Annotated in this window: 10 protein-coding genes and 1 tRNA gene; 9 read left to right on the plus strand and 2 right to left on the minus strand. The window is 47.2% G+C overall.

Annotated features, from left to right (window positions below):
- Positions 1–29 precede the first annotated feature (29 nt).
- Together AUL54_RS01305 and AUL54_RS01310 are read left to right on the plus strand one after the other, a co-directional pair.
- A complete protein-coding gene (locus tag AUL54_RS01305; protein ID WP_007407355.1) occupies positions 30–332 on the plus strand; it encodes an ArsR/SmtB family transcription factor in 303 nt (100 codons plus the stop codon).
- Between the two features lie 140 nt (positions 333–472).
- On the plus strand, positions 473–1,648 hold the full coding sequence (locus AUL54_RS01310; RefSeq protein ID WP_060962634.1) for an MFS transporter: 1,176 nt from the start codon (positions 473–475) through the stop codon (positions 1,646–1,648).
- 46 nt (positions 1,649–1,694) lie between these two features.
- On the opposite strand, the gene ggt is transcribed toward AUL54_RS01310, so the two are convergent.
- Positions 1,695–3,470, minus strand: coding sequence for a gamma-glutamyltransferase (gene ggt / locus AUL54_RS01315; protein WP_060962635.1), 1,776 nt, complete (start codon positions 3,468–3,470; stop codon positions 1,695–1,697).
- 243 nt (positions 3,471–3,713) lie between these two features.
- Here ggt and AUL54_RS01320 point away from each other — a divergent pair, with 243 nt between their 5' ends.
- The 3 genes from AUL54_RS01320 (at position 3,714) to AUL54_RS01330 (ending at position 4,920) form a co-directional block, all read left to right on the plus strand.
- A complete protein-coding gene (locus AUL54_RS01320; protein ID WP_058906086.1) occupies positions 3,714–3,944 on the plus strand; it encodes an excisionase family DNA-binding protein in 231 nt (76 codons plus the stop codon).
- Between the two features lie 315 nt (positions 3,945–4,259).
- Positions 4,260–4,805: a site-specific integrase gene (locus tag AUL54_RS01325; RefSeq protein WP_045926205.1), complete on the plus strand. Its 546-nt coding sequence runs from the start codon at positions 4,260–4,262 to the stop codon at positions 4,803–4,805.
- A gap of 42 nt (positions 4,806–4,847) precedes the next feature.
- A tRNA-Arg gene (locus AUL54_RS01330) sits at positions 4,848–4,920 on the plus strand.
- A gap of 301 nt (positions 4,921–5,221) precedes the next feature.
- Here AUL54_RS01330 and AUL54_RS01335 read toward each other — a convergent pair.
- On the minus strand, positions 5,222–5,764 hold the full coding sequence (locus AUL54_RS01335) for an IseA DL-endopeptidase inhibitor family protein (protein WP_060962636.1): 543 nt from the start codon (positions 5,762–5,764) through the stop codon (positions 5,222–5,224).
- A 228-nt stretch (positions 5,765–5,992) separates the two neighbouring features.
- Here AUL54_RS01335 and AUL54_RS01340 point away from each other — a divergent pair, with 228 nt between their 5' ends.
- The 4 genes from AUL54_RS01340 to AUL54_RS01355 all read left to right on the plus strand — a co-directional run bounded on the left by AUL54_RS01340 (position 5,993) and on the right by AUL54_RS01355 (position 18,094).
- Positions 5,993–7,381: an MATE family efflux transporter gene (locus AUL54_RS01340; protein ID WP_060962637.1), complete on the plus strand. Its 1,389-nt coding sequence runs from the start codon at positions 5,993–5,995 to the stop codon at positions 7,379–7,381.
- A gap of 115 nt (positions 7,382–7,496) precedes the next feature.
- A complete protein-coding gene (locus AUL54_RS01345; RefSeq protein ID WP_060965035.1) occupies positions 7,497–8,465 on the plus strand; it encodes an aldose 1-epimerase in 969 nt (322 codons plus the stop codon).
- 19 nt (positions 8,466–8,484) lie between these two features.
- Positions 8,485–9,960 (plus strand): D-alanyl-D-alanine carboxypeptidase/D-alanyl-D-alanine endopeptidase, encoded by a 1,476-nt coding sequence (dacB, locus tag AUL54_RS01350; protein WP_060962638.1) that lies wholly within the window; start codon positions 8,485–8,487, stop codon positions 9,958–9,960.
- Between the two features lie 475 nt (positions 9,961–10,435).
- Complete coding sequence (locus AUL54_RS01355) at positions 10,436–18,094, plus strand: non-ribosomal peptide synthetase (protein WP_060962639.1); 7,659 nt, start codon at positions 10,436–10,438, stop codon at positions 18,092–18,094.
- Positions 18,095–18,102 lie beyond the last annotated feature (8 nt).

Genomic DNA, 18,102 nt, shown 5'->3' on the forward strand with positions numbered 1-18,102 from the left:
TATCGCAAAATCGCGATATAATAAAATGTATGAAACCTATTGATGTTTTTAAAGCGTTGTCTAATGAGTCACGGCTTGAGATTTTACAATGGCTGAAAGAGCCGGACCGTCACTTCGCCCCGCATGATGGCATTGATATGAATGAAATCGGAGTATGTGTGAGTCAGATCACCGATAAGCTTCAGATGACACAGTCAACGGCGTCTCAATATCTTTCCATCCTTCAGCGGGCGGGCCTTATCCAAACGAAACGGATCGGCAAATATACCTATTATAAAAGAGATGAAGAAGCGATAAAGGCGATGGCCGATTATTTTCAGCGCGAAATGTAGGGCTGAATCCTTTGAAGAGGGATTCAGTTTCTTTTTCTGATTACATATTGACATATTGCGATTTGTTTCTGTTTTTAATCTTTTATATCGATATATCACAATATATCTTTATATAAATCATCAATGAAGGAGTGTATCAGATGCAAAATACATGGAAGGTTTACATTTTGGCGATTATCAGCTTTTTAGTTGGGACCTCTGAATATGTGATATCCGGGGTGCTTGATAAAATTGCAGGTTCTTTGGGCGTCACTGTGGCAGCCGCAGGGCAGCTGATTACAATTTTTTCACTCGTTTATGCAATCGGAACGCCCGTCGTGATGGTTCTGACAGCAGGGCTGGACAGAAGGAAGCTTATGATCTATGCTCTGGGGCTGTTTGTTATCGGAAATATCATTTCTTTCCTTGTGCAGGGATTCGGCTTATTTGCGGGAGCGCGGGTGATCATGGCGCTTGGAGCGGGAACCGTGGTGGTAACCGCGCTTACGATCGCAGCAAAAATCGCTCCTCCGGGAAAGCAGGCAAGCTCTCTTGCGACAGTCATTATGGGATTTACGGCGGCGCTCATTATCGGTGTGCCGATCGGAAGAACCGTGTCTGAAGCTTTCGGCTGGAAGATGGTTTTCGCCGGTATTGCGGCACTCGGAATCATTGCCATGCTGATTATACGTTTCGCGCTGCCTGAGATAAAAGGAGATAAACCCGTGCCGCTCATTCAGCAGCTTTCTTTTTTGAAGAAACGAAAAGTGGCTGTCGGCTTGGCCATCACGTTTTTTTGGCTTGGAGGCTATTCGGTTGCGTATACGTACCTTTCGCCGTTTTTACTGAACGTTACTCATATCAGCAGCGGAATGCTGAGCACATTGCTCCTTATTTTCGGGGTTGCAAGTCTTGCCGGCTCTAAAGCGGGCGGTTTCAGCGCGGACAAATGGGGGGCGCGTGTCACATTGACCGGCGGAATGGCGCTTCATGCTATCATGCTCATGTTATTGCCCTTTGTTACACATTCTGCTGCCGGAGCGGCGGCGGTGCTTATTTTTTGGTCCTTTTCCGCCTGGTCATCCGGGCCGGCTCAGCAATATCATTTGGCAACGATGGAGCCGGAATCATCAGGTGTATTACTTGGCCTCAACCAGTCTATGATGCAGCTGGCTATGGCGGCCGGGGCAGGTATCGGGGGCATTGTTGTCACTCATCTGTCTCTTGCGTCAGTGACATGGATTGGTGCAGGCGGTATTGTCATTGCGATGTGCGGCGTACTTTCACTTATGTTGTTAATGTCTGAAAAAACCTCATCCGAATACAGTGCCGAATAAACAAAAGCCTCGTTTCTCAGTTTGAGAAATGAGGCTTTTTGTCTTGTTATTTTTCACATTTCTTCAAGTTTACGCCGATTGCGGCTCCATTTCGGCTGGAGTCGGCAACACCGGTGAAGGTGCCGTTTTCACGATCGATCAGGATGCTTTGCACGTTTCCGATATCAACCGGACTGCTGCCGAATTTATGCCCCATTTCGTTCAGTTTTGTGCGGGCTTCTTCCGGCACTCCTTTTTCATAACGATAGGACGTCATGCTGTTTGTGTAAATTCTCGGTTCTTCGACTGCCGCTTTCAGATCCATGCCGTACTCGACTTTGTTCAGGATCGTTTGCAGAACGGAAGAAATAATCGTTGCTCCGCCGGGGGAGCCGACAGTCAGGACGGGTTCGTTATTTTTAAATAAAATGGTCGGAGTCATGCTGCTGAGCGGACGTTTATTCGGCTGCACTTCATTTGCGCCGCCCGGCACCGCGTCGAAGTCTGTTAATTCATTGTTCAAAACAACGCCATATCCGGGAACCATAATGCCGGAACCGAACAGCTGTTCAATCGTTGTTGTATAAGATACAACATTGCCGAAGCGATCGGTTACCGTGAAGTGAGTCGTTTGACCCTCTTGTTTATCAGTCGGCTGTTCGACTTGTTTGTAGTTTGCAGAGCCTTCCTGATAAGCCCAAGGGTCGCCGGCTTTCGGTTTTTTATTCACTTTATTCATATCTATCAGCTGTCTGCGGGCATTGATATAATCTGGATTCAAGAGACCTTTGAGAGGGACGTTGACGAATTCTGGATCCCCGGCAAATGCGGCACGGTCAGCATAAGCCAAATGCATTGTTTCTGCGAGAAGCTGATATTTTTGCCAAGAACGGATATCATATTGGGAAAGCTTAAAATCATCCAGAAGGTTCAGCATTTGCAACAGGAAAACACCGCCGGAGCTTGGAGGAGGAGCAGTTGCGATATGGTAGCCCTGGTAATCTCCCCAGATCGGTTCGTCAATCGTCACATTGAAGTTTTTAATATCTTTTTCTGTCATTGAGCCGCCGAATTCCTGCACTGTTTCCGCGAGCTTTTTGGAGAATGCTCCGTCATAGAACGCTTTTGTGCCTTTGTACTTAATAGCTGTAAATGTTTTGGCTAAGTCTTTTTGGACGAGTGTGTCTCCTTCTTTCAGAGGTTCTCCGTTTGGAAGAAACACGTCTTTTGCAGCAGTGTGTGATAATTTGTCTTTATAATCTGAGATGGCGTCAGCTAAAACCGAATCAATCGGAAAGCCTTTTGAGGCAAGTTTAATGGAAGGGGTGATGAGTTGTTTCATGGAGCGGGTGCCCCATTTGTCGAGCGCTTTTTCAAGTCCTTTTAATGTTCCCGGAACACCGACTGCAGTCCCTTTCGTAACCCGCTCAGAGAAAGGAATGGCTTTGCCGTTTTCGTCCAGGAACATATCCGGTGCTGCGCCTTCCGGTGCGCGTTCCCGGCTGTCGATAATGGTGGTGTCTTTCGTCTTCGCATCATAAACCATCATAAATCCGCCGCCGCCGATTCCCGACATCATCGGTTCGGTTACGTTTAATGCAAATTGAATGGCAACCGCGGCGTCAATTGCATTGCCGCCTTTTTTCAGCACGTCGGCACCGATTTGTGAAGCGAGAGGATGGGCGGTGGCGACCATGCCGTCTTTGCCGACGTCTACCTGTTTGTAGTCATCATAGGAAAACGGGTGTTTCTTAGCCTGAGCGTGATAAGGGATGCTTCCGGCTGCGAGCAAAGTACTGAGCAGAACGATAAAACAGAGATTCATAAACTTTTTCTTTTTCATAGTCTGCCTCCTTTGTTTTCCGCTTACAATTATAGAGTAAGTAAAATGTGCTGTTTTCACAAGTGACAAACGGAATAGTCCGGTGTGCAAAAAGACGGGGTTTCTGTGTGAATGTAATCAGTCGCAAATGGGATAAATGGGAAACCGGACAGAAAAAGCTGTGAAACAAGCATTAAGGCAAAAAATAAGCTACAATAAACAAAACAGAATTCACTCACATGACATATGAAAGGAACGTGAGCCATGTATTTAACCATTAAAGAGACAGCGGAGTTTACCAGTCTTCCTGAAGAATATGTACACAATCTTGTTTTGACGAATAAAATAAGAGCGATCCATGACGGGCAGCAATATTTAATCAACAAAGAACAATTTCAAACCCACCTTGAACAGCTGGAAAAATATAAAGAAATGATACAGGAGTTTTTAAATGAACCGCTCCCTGAAGACATTGATGTAAAAGACGAAGATTAGGACACAATTTCATATTGTGTCTTTTTTTTGCATTTCTTCGGCTGTTCACAAAAAAACCGGACGCTCAGATTCCGTTTTAAGGGCGGTGTTTTCTTTTTTGAATACTAAGAGGCTCTGATGTCCCAAAATCCCGTCACGGGGATATAAACGATGTTTTTAGGGATCTTTTTGAAAAATGGTGTCTCATTCTCCTTATGTAACACTATGTATATTATGTTACATAAGAGGCTTTATCCTTTATCATTCAATGGGTTTCAGCTATAATAGTAACATAATGCTCAATATGTTACTTCACCAATTATAAGGGGTTTTTTGATGCATATCGTACAGCCGATTCGAAGTTTGGAAAAGATCCAGGAAGTCAAACAGTATTTAATGAAGAAAAGTGAACGTGATTATTTTTTATTTATTTTCGGCATGAACAGCGCACTGCGGATTTCTGATGTTCTGCCGCTTCGCGTGAAGGATGTCAGAAACAAAGACCATGTATGGGCGACTGAGAGCAAAACGAGAAAGAAAAGAAAAATTCTAATATTGGAATCTCTAAAGGCCGACATATACGCATATACAAAAGACATGAAAGAGAATGACTATTTGTTTAAATCGAAACGGACGAATAAGCCTATTTCGCGGATTCAGGCATACAGAATATTAAAAGAAGCAGCTGCTGCGTGCGGATTGGAGGAGATTGGGACGCATACGCTGAGAAAGACGTTCGGGTATCATTTTTATCAGAGGACGAAAGATATTGCCGAACTCCAGCGGATATTAAATCATTCTTCTCCGTCTATTACGATGCGTTATATCGGAATAGATGAGGATACGACGCGAGCCGCTTATAAAGTGTTCGGCGGGCTGTAGGCTTGAAAAAAACGGCCGCCAGCGTTACTATAATATAAGCAGGCTCTAGTAGCACAGCGGATAGTGCAGCAGTTTCCTAAACTGCAGGTCGGGAGTTCGAATCTCTCCTAGAGCGTTTTATTTTAATCACGTCTGCCAAACATAAAAAACCCTTGTATAACAAGGGTTTTTGTCGTTTTTGTAAGTTTTTTATTTGTGTAATAACCCGCTGAAAAACGCTGTGATTTTATTTTTTTTACACAAATTTTGCACATTTCTAAACAGATGTTTTCACGTCAGGCATTTTTTCTAACAGATCAAGGGTGTTTCGTGTATCTTCTTCACGGAGTTTTTTATATTTCGTGACATGAAAAGCCTTTCGGTTATAATTACGCCATTGCATCATTCAAAAAAGCCCGCTGAAAGCGGGCTTTTCTTTATATAACAGCATCAAATTGATTGACTTTCCAAACATTGTTTTCTTTTACGAATGTAACGTCGCGTTTTGCTGACGGAGAACCGTCAAGAGTCGGTACAGTGAAGCGGTACGTTTGGACGCTTCCTTTTTTAGAAAGAAGGGTCATTTTTGCTTTTTTCCAATTCAGGAGGTTATCTCCGTCGCCGACCGGAACAGCCAATTTGCCGTCTTTTACAGTGAAGCGGTACTCTTTAAGCCCTTTATCAATCGCCTGCTTTGTAAAAGCGGGTGTCAGATATTTTACGGCTTTCGCTTTTGTTCCGAGTTCTTTGCACATGAATACATATTGAAGATTTTGATATTCGAACTGCTCGGATGTGCAGTTTGCTTTTGACTTAAGCGTTCCTCCGCTCATGGTGTTCCAAAAATGTTCTCTTGCTGACAGAGCCAGCTGAAGTGCCTGTTTTTGCGTAAGGTCATTAGGCGTATTTTTGGCAGTCGCCGCAGTGCCCAGTGATAGAATTAATGTAATAGTCGTAAGGAATAATAGCCATTTTTTCATGATTTAATCTCTCCTTCAACGAATCTCTTTCTCTTATGTTACAAATGTTACAATAATTACGGTAAGATTACAATACCTTTTCAGAAATATTTTCCGCACTTTTTATTTTTATGATTTATTTCCATGTAAGACGGAAGAAAAAGATAAAGAGTTTCATTGAACAAAAGGTTTTTACAAGCTGTCTGCTGAATAATAAAATGGAAGAAAATCAAAAAAGGAGTCCTACATATGGAGGTACAAGATAATCTGGAGACAGCGGAAGGCCCCGGCCAGTCTGTCTGGCGGTCTATGTCATTATTTTTAGTCCCGCTGCTATTAAGCAACGTATTGCAATCTGTCGGCCAGTTGGTCGGAATGGTGTTTGTCGGAAGGTGGCTCGGAGTCGATGCGCTTGCCGCCGTGTCGTCTTTTTTTCCGCTGTTTTTCCTGCTGATTTCCTTTACAATCGGAATCGGTTCAGGAAGTTCCATTCTGATCGGGCAGGCTTACGGTGCGAAAAACGAAGAGAGAATGAAGGCGATTGTCGGCACTACGCTGACGTTTACCTTTATGCTCGGAATTGTTCTGGCAGTTGTCGGCAGTGTGTTTACGCTTGATATTTTGCGGCTGATGGGAACGCCGGAAAACGTAATAGAAGTAAGTGTCCGATATGCGCGCATTTTGTTTTGCGCGATGCCGCTGATGTTTTTATATTTTGCTTATACAACATTTTTACGCGGAACGGGAGATTCAAAGACCCCGTTTTATACGTTAATCGTCAGTACGGTCATTAACATCGGGCTTTTGCCTTTGTTGATTCTCGGACTTTTCGGGCTTCCGAAGTTCGGCATTTACGGATCAGCGTATGCAACGGTCATTTCAAACATCGTGACATTTATCGTGCTGATGGTTTATTTGCGGAAAAAGAAGCACCCGCTTGCATTTGACCGGACTGCGTTCCGCTCTCTTAAAATGGACAAAAAGCTGCTCGCGCTTCTACTGCGGCTCGGTATTCCGTCAAGCATCAATATGATTCTCGTATCACTTTCTGAAATCGCGGTCATCTCTTTTGTGAATCATTATGGATCAAACGCGACGGCTGCTTACGGGGTCGTTAACCAAGTGGCGAGTTATGTGCAGATGCCGGCGGTAAGCCTCGGTATCGCCGTTTCAATTTTTGCCGCCCAATCCATAGGAGCCAATCAATTCGGCCGGCTGAAGCAGGTCATCAAAGTCGGCATCGGCCTGAATTATTTGATCGGCGGGGTTTTGATTGTGCTGATTTACACCTTCTCCCGGCAGATACTGGCTTTGTTTTTAACCGATCAGGACACGCTTCATATTGCCCGCCATCTTATTATGATTACACTTTGGAGCTATCTGATTTTCGGTCACGCTCAGATCGTTTCAGCGACAATGCGGGCGAGCGGTACGGTATTATGGCCGACTGTTATCAGCATTTTTGCGATTTGGGGAATTGAAGTGCCTGTCGCCTTTATACTATCTCATTACACGAAACTCGGCATTCTCGGCATTTGGGTCGGTTATCCGGCGGCTTTTGTCATCAGCCTGCTGCTGCAGTACGGGTATTACCGGTTTGTATGGAAGAAAAAACAGATTACCCGGCTGATTCAATAAGGTTTTACCGCACATCGCTCAGTTCATACGGGCGATGTTTTTTTCAGAGAAGGAAAATGAGTTTAGAAAATGGAATTCCTATACATGCTAGAAAACAAGGAAAGGGCAGGTGCTTATGACGATTGAACATACGACTTATTTAGGGGCTTCGGCCGTAAAAGCGGAAACTGAACAGGCTGAATGCATCATTGTGCCGGAATGGGGCTCACTTGTCATTTCGATCCGGGATAAAAGAACCGGTATGCAGATTCTGAGAGAACCGGAAACCGCGGAACAATTTCGCGAAAAACCGATGCTGTACGGTATTCCCGTTTTATTCCCGCCGAACCGGATTACGGACGGGACGTTTCGTTTTGACGGCCGCACGTATCAATTTGACATAAACGAAGAGGATAAACATAATCATATTCACGGCTTTCTTCACAACCAGCATTGGAAATTGGCGGCGGCGAAAGAAGAGGCGGATGAACTGACAGTCGAAACAGAAATTGATCTTACAGAAATTCCCCGTGTCCATAAACAATTTCCGCACGATGTCATTGTTCGGATGACTTATACATTAAAAAACAATGTGTTTACGCAGCGGGCGCTGATTATCAATAAGGGAACGGAGGCTTTTCCTTGGGGGCTGGGCTATCATTCAACTTTTGTTTTCAACGAAGAGCGATCACGTCTTTTTCTGACGGCTGACCGCATGTGGGAATTAAATGAACGTTTCGTGCCGACGGGCCGTTTATTGGATGTGCCTGATAAAGAAGCGTTCCGTAACGGGATGTCTTTGAAAAATAAGCAGTTTGACGATGTTTTTCTTTCTTCCGGGCGGAATGGCGGCAATAACGAAGCTGTTATTTATCACCCTGATGACCAGCTATCCGTTTTGTATCAGGCAGACACGTCTTTCAAGCATTGGGTGGTATATAACGGTGACGGAAAGCAGGGGTTTGTCAGTCTTGAGCCTTATACCTCCGTTACAGATGCATTTAATCTGAATCAGCCTGCATCACTGACGGGGCTTCAGATACTGAAACCGGGCGAAGAAGCGGCTGCGTCATCCCGGATCACCATTTTGCATGACGAAGAATAAGAAAGAGGCGGGGATAACATTGAAAACATATGTCAAACGCTTGGCCGCGGTGTTTCTCCTTTTGGTCATAGCCGCCGTTCCTTATATTGATGATTCCGCCAAAGCGGCCGAACAAAAAAATGCGTTGCAAAAAGAGCTGGAACACATTCTGAATGAAGAACCTGCCTTAAAGGGCGCCGCGGCAGGCGTCAGTGTCCGATCGGCAAAAACAGGGGAGGTGCTGTTTGGCAGCCGGGAAGATATGAGATTGAGGCCTGCATCACTGATGAAGCTGCTGACGGCATCTGCGGCGCTTTCCGTTCTTGGTGAAGATTACACCTTTAAAACAGAAGTACGGGCAGACGGCGCCGTGAAAGGAAAACAGCTGCGCGGAAACCTTTATCTCAAAGGAAGTGGCGATCCGACCCTATTGGCTTCTGATTTTGAGAAGATGGCTAAACAAGTCAAAGCCAGAGGCATCCGTGTCATTCAAGGAGATCTGGTCGGGGATGATTCACGATATGACGATACCAGGTATTCAGTTGATCTGCCGTGGAGCGATGAAGGCCAATATTATGGCGCGCAAGTATCAGCTCTTACCGCTTCACCGAATGAGGATTATGATACCGGAACGGTGATTGCGGAAATCAGCCCGGCGAAACAGCCTGGTAAAAAGGCGCATATTACGATTTCTCCCCATACGGACGTCGTACGTGTGAAAAATGAAGTGAAAACCGTCGCTTCTGATGAAAAGAAAGATTTGACGGTTGAACGGGAGCATGGGGGCAATGTGATTACGGTAAAGGGAACCATGCCGGCGGGCGCGGCAAAGGCAAGAGAATGGGCGGCAGTGTGGGATCCGTCGTCCTATGCTTTAGATTTATGGAAACAAGCGCTTACTAAACAGGGGATCACTGTAAAAGGGAAGGTCAAAACCGGGCGCATGCCGCATCACACCCAGCCAGTCACATCACGGACATCCATGCCTCTTTCGGAATTATTGATCCCGTTTATGAAACTGAGCAACAACGGGCACGCCGAAATTCTGATCAAGGAAATGGGGAAAGTGAAAAAAGGCGAGGGCAGTTGGGAAAAGGGTTTGGACGTGATGAAATCGGAGCTTAAATCGTTCGGGCTGAATCCGGATGAATTGATTGCCAGAGACGGTTCCGGCGTTTCTCATATTAACGGCGTATCCGCCGGCCAAATCGGAGAGCTTTTGTATGCCGTTCAGAAAGAAAAGTGGTACCCGGCTTTCCTTCGTTCGCTCCCTGTCGCCGGTGCAAGTGACAGAATGACGGGAGGCACCCTTCGGAATCGGCTGAAGAATACTCCTGCAGAAGGCAAAATTAAAGCGAAAACCGGGTCACTAACATCAGTCAGTTCAATCGCCGGCTATGCGGAAACAAAAACAGGGGATACGCTTATTTTTTCCGTGCTTCAAAACGGATTGCTTGACGAAGATGACGGAAAAGACATTGAAGACAAAATCGCAGTCGTGCTGGCAAATCAATAAAAAAGCCGATCCTTATAGGATCCGGCTTTTTTTGATGGAAAACGAATATTATATTGCTATTATGAAACAATCTCTTCAAAAAGTAATATCTTCAATATTCCGCCTTTTTTGACACTTTCTTTTCTTAAGTGTTACCGATTTTTCATTTTTATTATAAAAACTTCTTTCCGGGAGGCAAAATCTTTTTAAAGACGCGATTTATTATACATTTTATTCCTTATTATAGTGTTTAAGAACCAGTTTGTACTGTGCATACATACCGTTTTACATGGTATAAAAATTATAGAAATGAAGAATCTAAGTAAGTATAATATACTATATTCTAAAAAATGTTAGAGAAAATTTAATTTTTTATTGTGATTTCTAAAATATGTTTTAAAATAATGCTATATGGATGATTTAGTCATATGATGTCGAATTTTAGTTGTAATTATTTCACTTTCTTATCCTCTTAAATTGAAATGGAGGGATTCCATTGAAGAACACTGTTTATTCTTTAACTCACGCCCAAAGAAGAGTCTGGTTTACAGAGCTGCTCGAGCCAGGCACAAGTATCTGCAATCTCGCGGCGTGCGTCAAATTCAGGGGGAACATCGACTTTGACGTATTGCGCCGTGCTTTAGATTTCTCTATCTTGCAAAATGATTCGCTCAGGTTTCAACTGACGGAAGGGGACGGCTCAGAACCCCAGCTGTATCTGGCCGGGCATCGGCCGATTTCTTTAGAGACCGTTGATTTTACTCATATGGATCAATCAGAGCGGGATGCATGGATTGACAAACAGACGCGTGTTCCGTTCAAGCTGTTTCATTCACCGCTGTATCAATTTACTCTGCTTGTCATGTCAGACGAAGAAGTTTGGCTTTATTCAAAATTTCACCATATTATCATGGACGGCATCTCGCTCAATCTGCTTGGCAATCAGCTCATTGAAATCTATCAAAAAATCATGCGAAGCGAGGATTTGGCCGACCATCAAAGTCCTTCCTATCTCAGCTACATGGAAAAAGAACAGCAATATTTACAATCTTCCCGTTTTCAAAAAGATCGTTCATTTTGGACTGAAACGTACCGAACTGTTCCTGAACACCTTTCACTTGCGGAACGAACCTCTCATCTTAGACAAAGCACTGCAGCTTCCAGAGATACAATCACTCTTTCCCACTCCTTAGAACAATCAATCCGGCGTTTTTGCAAAGATCATAATGTCAGCATCATCTCCCTGTTTATGGCTTCGTTATACATATGCATCAGCCGTCTGACGGCTAAAAAGGATATTGCCATCGGTACTTATTACGGAAACCGGGGCTCCAAGCTCGAAAAGGATATGCTCGGCATGTTTGTCAGCACACTGCCGATCAGAATGACGGCAGATCCGGATGCGGAGTTCCTGTCTTTTGTCCGCAGTGTAGGAAAACAGCAGCTGTCTGTTATGCGGCACCAGAAATATCCTTACAATCTTTTTGTCAATGAATTAAGGCAGATTCATCACGATCTGCAAAATATCATCGGGATTTCGATGCAATACCAGCCTCTCGCATGGCGTCAGGCGGAAGGTTTCGATTATGAAACGGCGATGTTTTTCAGCGGGCATACGGCAAATGAGCTGTCCATTTTAATTAAGGAGCGGACAGATACGGGATTGATTGAGCTGAATTTTGATTATCAATCCGCTTTATTTACTGAAATATCGATTAAACGGATTCAAACTCATTTGCTGACGATCGTTGAAAATGCCGTTAGAAATCCAAACTGGCTGATTCGGCATATTGATATGGCGGATGAAAAAGAAAAGAAACGGGTGTTAACTGCGTTTAACCGTACTGAAGCGGCTGAACCGCCGGCCCCGACGCTTCACGGGCTGTTTACCCGCCGCGCCGAGCTTTCGCCGCATCGTCCGGCGCTTCGTTTCCCGGACGGTATGCTGACGTACGCCGAGCTTGACAGGTACACAGACAGACTCGCTGTTCGGCTCCGCCAAAAAGGCGTCCGCAAAGAAAGCAAGGTCGGCGTGCTCGCTGAACGCTCGCCGGAGATGGTGATTTCAGTGCTTGCCGTGTTAAAAGCGGGCGGCGCCTACGTGCCGCTTGACCCGGAATATCCGGAGGACAGGCTGCGCTATATGCTCAAAGACAGCGGCGCCTGTCTCCTGCTTCAACAGTCGGGGTTATCCGTTCCCGGTTTTTCCGGCGAGACGCTAGAAGTGTCTCTTTCTGCCCTTACAGGTGAGACGGAGACAGGGGCTGTCTCTGAAGAAGCGGATGCCGATTCGCTCGCTTATATTATTTACACGTCCGGTTCGACGGGAACACCGAAGGGGGTGGCTGTTGAACACCGTCAGGCCGCCGCCTTTTTATCCGGGATGCAAGGGCAGTTTCCGTTAACGGAAGAGGATATAATCGTGCTGAAATCATCTTTTTCTTTCGACGCTTCCATCTGGCAATTGTTTTGGTGGATGATGTCAGGCGCCTCCGTGTATCTGCTTCCGGCCGGATGGGAGAAAGATCCCGCGCAGATGATTGAAGCGTTTGCCTCGGAAAAGGTGACGACCGCGCATTTTATTCCGGCGATGGTCAACAGCTTTTTAGACGCGCTGGAAACAGAGCCTGAGGAAACAAGAATCCGCCTCGGCAAAACCCTGACACGCGTGTTTGCCGGCGGGGAAGCTCTTTCACCGCTGACGGCTGCCCGTTTTGCCGATCTTCTGCCGGAAACCGTGCTCATCCACGGCTACGGGCCGACAGAAGCGACGGTTGATGCGGCGTTTTACGTCTGTGACCGAAAACGGGACAGCGGACGGACAAGGCTTCCGATCGGAAAACCCGTTCCGGGTGCCCGTCTTTATGTGTTAGACGGCGGGGGAACCGTTCAGCCTGCGGGCGTTGCCGGAGAGCTGTACATCGCGGGGACAGGGGTGGCCCGGGGCTATTTGAACCGTCCTGAACTGACGGAGGAGCGTTTTCTCGATGATCCGTTTTATCCGGGAGAGCGTATGTATCAGACGGGTGATATCGCACGCTGGACAGAAGACGGGCTTGTCGAATGGCTCGGCCGGACAGACGGACAGGTGAAAGTCCGAGGCTATCGGATCGAACCGGGGGAAATCGAAGCGGCGATCCGGCGCATCGACGGCATTCGTGAGGCGGCGGTCACCGCCCGGACCGAACACGGCGAAACCGCGCTTTACGCCTATATCGAAGGACGGGAAAGCGATGACGTGCGGGCGGAGCTTGCGACACGCCTTCCGGCCTACATGATGCCGGCTCAGTTTATAGAAATGAGCGAGTGGCCGGTCACACCGAGCGGAAAACTTGACCGCCGCGCGCTGCCGGCTCCTGACGGAGCGGCAGGCAGACAGGCGTACACCGCACCGCGGAACGTCACGGAAATGAAGCTTTGCGCCCTTTGGGAAGAAGTGCTGAAAAACGGCCCCGTCGGCATCCGGGATCACTTTTTTGAGCGGGGCGGCCATTCGTTAAAAGCGACGGCTCTCGTCTCCCGCATCGCCAAAGAGTTCGGCGTTCAGGTGCCGTTACAGGACATCTTCGCCCGGCCGACGGTGGAAGAGCTCGCTTCGGTCATTCAGGACCTCGAAGAAAGTCCGTATGAAGCGATTCAGCCGGCGAAAACACAAGACACTTATCCGGTGTCTTCAGCGCAGAAACGGATGTATGTGCTCCAGCAGCTTGAAGACGGCGGTGTCGGCTACAATATGCCGGCAGTGCTGGAACTGACGGGGCCGCTTGACCGCGGCCGGCTGGAGGAGACGTTCCGGCAGCTTGTGGAGCGGCACGAGTCGCTCAGAACGTCCTTTGAAACGGGGCCTGACGGCGAACCGGTGCAGCGCATCCATGACAGCGTGCCGTTTCAGCTGGATGAAGCCGAGTCAGCAGACGCGTTCGTCCGGCCGTTTTGTCTGGAGGAAGCGCCGCTCTTCCGGGCGGCCCTTGTGAAAGAATCGGATGAACGCCATCTTTTATTAACGGATATGCATCACATTATTTCTGATGGTGTGTCCGTCAACACCTTGATTAAAGAATTCGGCGAGCTGTACGCCGGCCGCCCGCTTGCACCGATGCGCCTTCAATATAAAGACTATGCCGTCTGGCAGCGGTCGTTTCAGGAGAAGGAAGGATATCAGAAGCAGGAAGCCTACTGGCTGAAGCGGCTTGAAGGCGAGCTTCCGGTGCTTGAGCTTCCGGCTGATAAGCCTCGTCCGGCTGTCAGAAGCTTTGCGGGCGGGAACGTATCGTGCACGCTTGACGCTGAAACGGCATCCGGTCTTCACCGCATCGCCCGCGATCACGGCTCCACTTTGTATATGGTGCTTCTCGCCGCGTACAATACGCTGCTCGCGCGATTGAGCGGGCAGGAAGACATCATCGTCGGCTCGCCGATTGCCGGGCGCCCGCATAAAGACCTTGAACCGATTCTGGGTATGTTCGTCAACACGCTCGCCATCAGAACGGAGCCGAAGGGGGACAAACGGTTTACCGATTACTTGGCGGAAGTCCGCCAGGCCGCACTGGAAGCGTATGAGCATCAGGACTATCCGTTTGAAGAGCTTGTGGAACGGCTCGGCGTGCAGCGGGACATGAGCCGCAATCCGCTGTTTGATGCGATGTTTATTCTTCAGAATATGGAGCGAGAAGAGATAAATCTGGCCGGGCTGAAGGCGTCACGATCAGAGCATACCGAACATGATGTATCAAGTTTTGACCTGACCTTATCAGCTGCTGAATCCGATGGAAACATCCGCTTTGAAATGGAATTCAGCACAGAGCTTTTTATGAAAGAAACGATTGAACGCTGGATGGGCCACTTACTGAATCTCTTGCGCCATGTTGCCGCCGAACCGGAAGGCACACTATCAAAAGCTGATATGTTGACAGAAGAGGAAAAGCAAAAGATACTGACTGATTTTAATAACACACAAACCGAGTTCTCGGAAAAATACAAACTGTTCCATCAGCTATTTGAAGCGAAAGCAGCAGAAACGCCTCATCAGACGGCCGTCATTGAAGGAACACAACAGATCAGCTATTCGCGGCTTAATGAGCGGGCAAATCAGCTTGCACGAACATTACACAAAAACGGATTCGGTCCGGGAAAAAGAGCAGCTATATTGGCAAATCGTTCGATTGAAGCGATCGTCAGTGTTCTTGCCGTCATGAAATCGGGAGGGGCGTATATCCCCATTGATTCACATTATCCGAAGGAACGAATTCGCTATTTATTAAAGGACAGCGCGGCATCCGTCTTGTTGGTGCAGTCTGAATACAAAGAGCTTGCTTTGCAGCTTGCGGATCACAATTTGTTGCTCATTCAGCTCGATCAGGAAGATCAATACGATATTTGTGCGGAGAATATTCATCCGGCAGTGTCTCCGGATGATACTGCTTATATTATATATACTTCAGGAACGACGGGAACGCCGAAGGGAGTCGAAGTCAGAAATCGCAGCTTTACCTATGCAGCACTTGCATGGCGCAGTATTTATGAGCTTGACCGTATACCGGTCAAGGTGCTGCAGATGGCGAGTTTCTCATTTGATGTCTTTTCAGGAGATCTTGCCCGCGCCTTGCTAAATGGGGGAACGCTTGTCATTTGTCCGGATGACGTCCGGCTTGAGCCGAAACAGCTTTATCAGCTCATTGATCAGCACCGTATCACATTTATGGAGTCGACACCCGCGCTGATTGTTCCGTTTATGGAATATATATACCGCCGGAACCTAGCGCTGCAAAGTGTAAAAGTACTGGTCCTGGGCTCAGATATGATCAAAGCGAAGGATTTTTATACGCTTCATAAGCGTTTCGGAGAAAACATGCGGATCATAAACAGCTACGGTGTAACAGAAGCGACAATTGATTCTTCGTATTATGAAGCCAAAATGAGCGAAAAGCCGCGGGAAGATGATGTGCCAATCGGTGTTCCGCTTCCGAATGTGCAAATGTACGTCTTAAACAAAGACAAACAGGTTCAGCCGATCGGCGTTTTCGGAGAGCTGTATATCGGAGGCGCCGGCGTCGCCAAAGGATATTGGGGACAGCCGGAGCTGACAAAGAGCGCATTCAGCGACCCGTTTCAAACGGGAGAAATACTTTACAGAACCGGAGATCAAGCCTGCTGGCTGCCGGATGGCACTCTTCGTTTTCAAGGGCGGATTGATAAGCAGGTAAAAATCAGAGGATACAGAATTGAGACGGGAGAAATTGAAAGTGTGCTTTTGAAACACGATCAAGTCAAAGAAGCGGCTGTTACCGTCATGAAAGATGCCGAAGGACAGGGCAGATTAGCGGCGTACATCGTACCTAAAACAGCTGATATCTTATCACTTCGCGAGTTTCTTATGCAGGAGCTTCCTGCTTATATGATGCCGTCTCATATTATCGGTTTAGACAGCATGCCTCTGACACTGAACGGCAAACTTGATAAATCGGCTCTGCCGGCAGAAGAGATACATTCATCACAGGCATTTGTCGCGCCCGGCGATGAAAAACAGGCGATGTTATGCCGGATTTGGGAAGATGTGCTTCATATTCAGAAAGCGGGAATTCATCACTCTTTCTTTGAACTTGGGGGAGATTCCATTAAGGCGCTTCAAGTGTCAGCCCGACTCGCCGGAGAAGGCTGGAACATGTCGATCCGCGATTTGTTTCAGTTCCCGACGATTGCAGAACTCGCGAAGCACCTCACGCCGGCTGTTGCAATGGCTGATCAGGGGCCGATAGAAGGAAGCGCTCCGCTGACACCGATCCAGAAGAGATTTTTTGAGGAACCGGGTGCTTTTGATCTTCATTATAACCAATCAGTCATGCTGTGCAGTGAAGAAAGATTCCAGATAAATGCTTTGTCTCAGGCGGTTCGCTCGCTGACAGAACATCACGATGCGCTGCGAATGACATTCACTGAAAATGAGCATGGGGAAGTTGTTCAATATAACCGCGGAATCACAGAGCGGCATGAAGAAATCTTTACGCTTAACGTCATAGATCTTTCAGAAGAAACACAGCCGGAAAAACGGATAGCCGCCGAAGAAAAAGAAATACAGCAGGCCATGCGCCTTGATCAAGGGCCTCTGTTTCATCTCGGAGTGTTCCGGCTGAAAGAAGCCGACCATCTGCTGATCACGATTCATCACCTTATCACGGACGGCGTGTCGTGGAGAATATTGCTTGAAGATCTGCAGACAGCTTATCAGCAGGCATTAGAAGGCCAACAAATCAAACTGCCGCCGAAAAGCGATTCTTATATCACATATGCCGAACAACTTTTTGACATATCCAAAAGCAAAGCGCTGCTTGAAGAAGCCGCGTACTGGGACAGTGTGATGTCTTTTGAAACAGCGCCGCTGCCGAAAATAAATGATGGAAATGCCGGACGGATGCAGGAAAACGCGCGCACGGCATCGTGGATATTAAGCAGGGAGCTCACAAAACAGCTGCTTTTAGAAACACAGCAGGCATACGGCACGGATGTTCATGAATTGCTTTTAACGGCGCTTGGAATGGCGCTTCATGAGTGGACGGGTTCTGAACAGATGCTTATCAGCACTGAAGGACACGGACGCCAGGGTCATATGCCTGACATTGATATTTCGAGAACGGCAGGCTGGTTTACATCTGTTTATCCGGTGCTCTTAGATATGAGAGTGCCGGACGGCTCAGGCGAAAAAACCGCTCACCGCATAAAGACGGTAAAAGACATGATGAGGCGGGTTCCTCATTACGGAACCGGCTACGGGCTGCTGAGATATTCGCGAAACATTCTTTATAAAGACCCAGAAATAAGCTTTAACTATCTCGGTGCGTTTGACGGTCTTGAGGGAGGACTGAAGATGTCGCCGTTCAAGCCGCAGCATGATATAGCGGCCGGGCGCCTCCGTGAGTTTGACCTGGATATTAATGCGATGGCGGCGGACGGACGTCTGGAGGTAAAAGCCGTTTATACCGGCGTATTTGCACCCGGGGCAGTTGAGTCTTTCATGAATCGTTTCCAAACTCATCTTGAGGACATTATCGCCCACTGTTCTGGCAGGAAAGAGCGGGAAAAAACATTGACTGATTACAGCCATAAGGAATTGACCGCTCAAGCACTATCAAGCATTGAAGATCTCGTAAAAGGACTTTAATTTCATAA

It is taken from the genome of Bacillus sp. SDLI1, from assembly GCF_001553895.1.
GTDB lineage: Bacteria > Bacillota > Bacilli > Bacillales > Bacillaceae > Bacillus > Bacillus siamensis.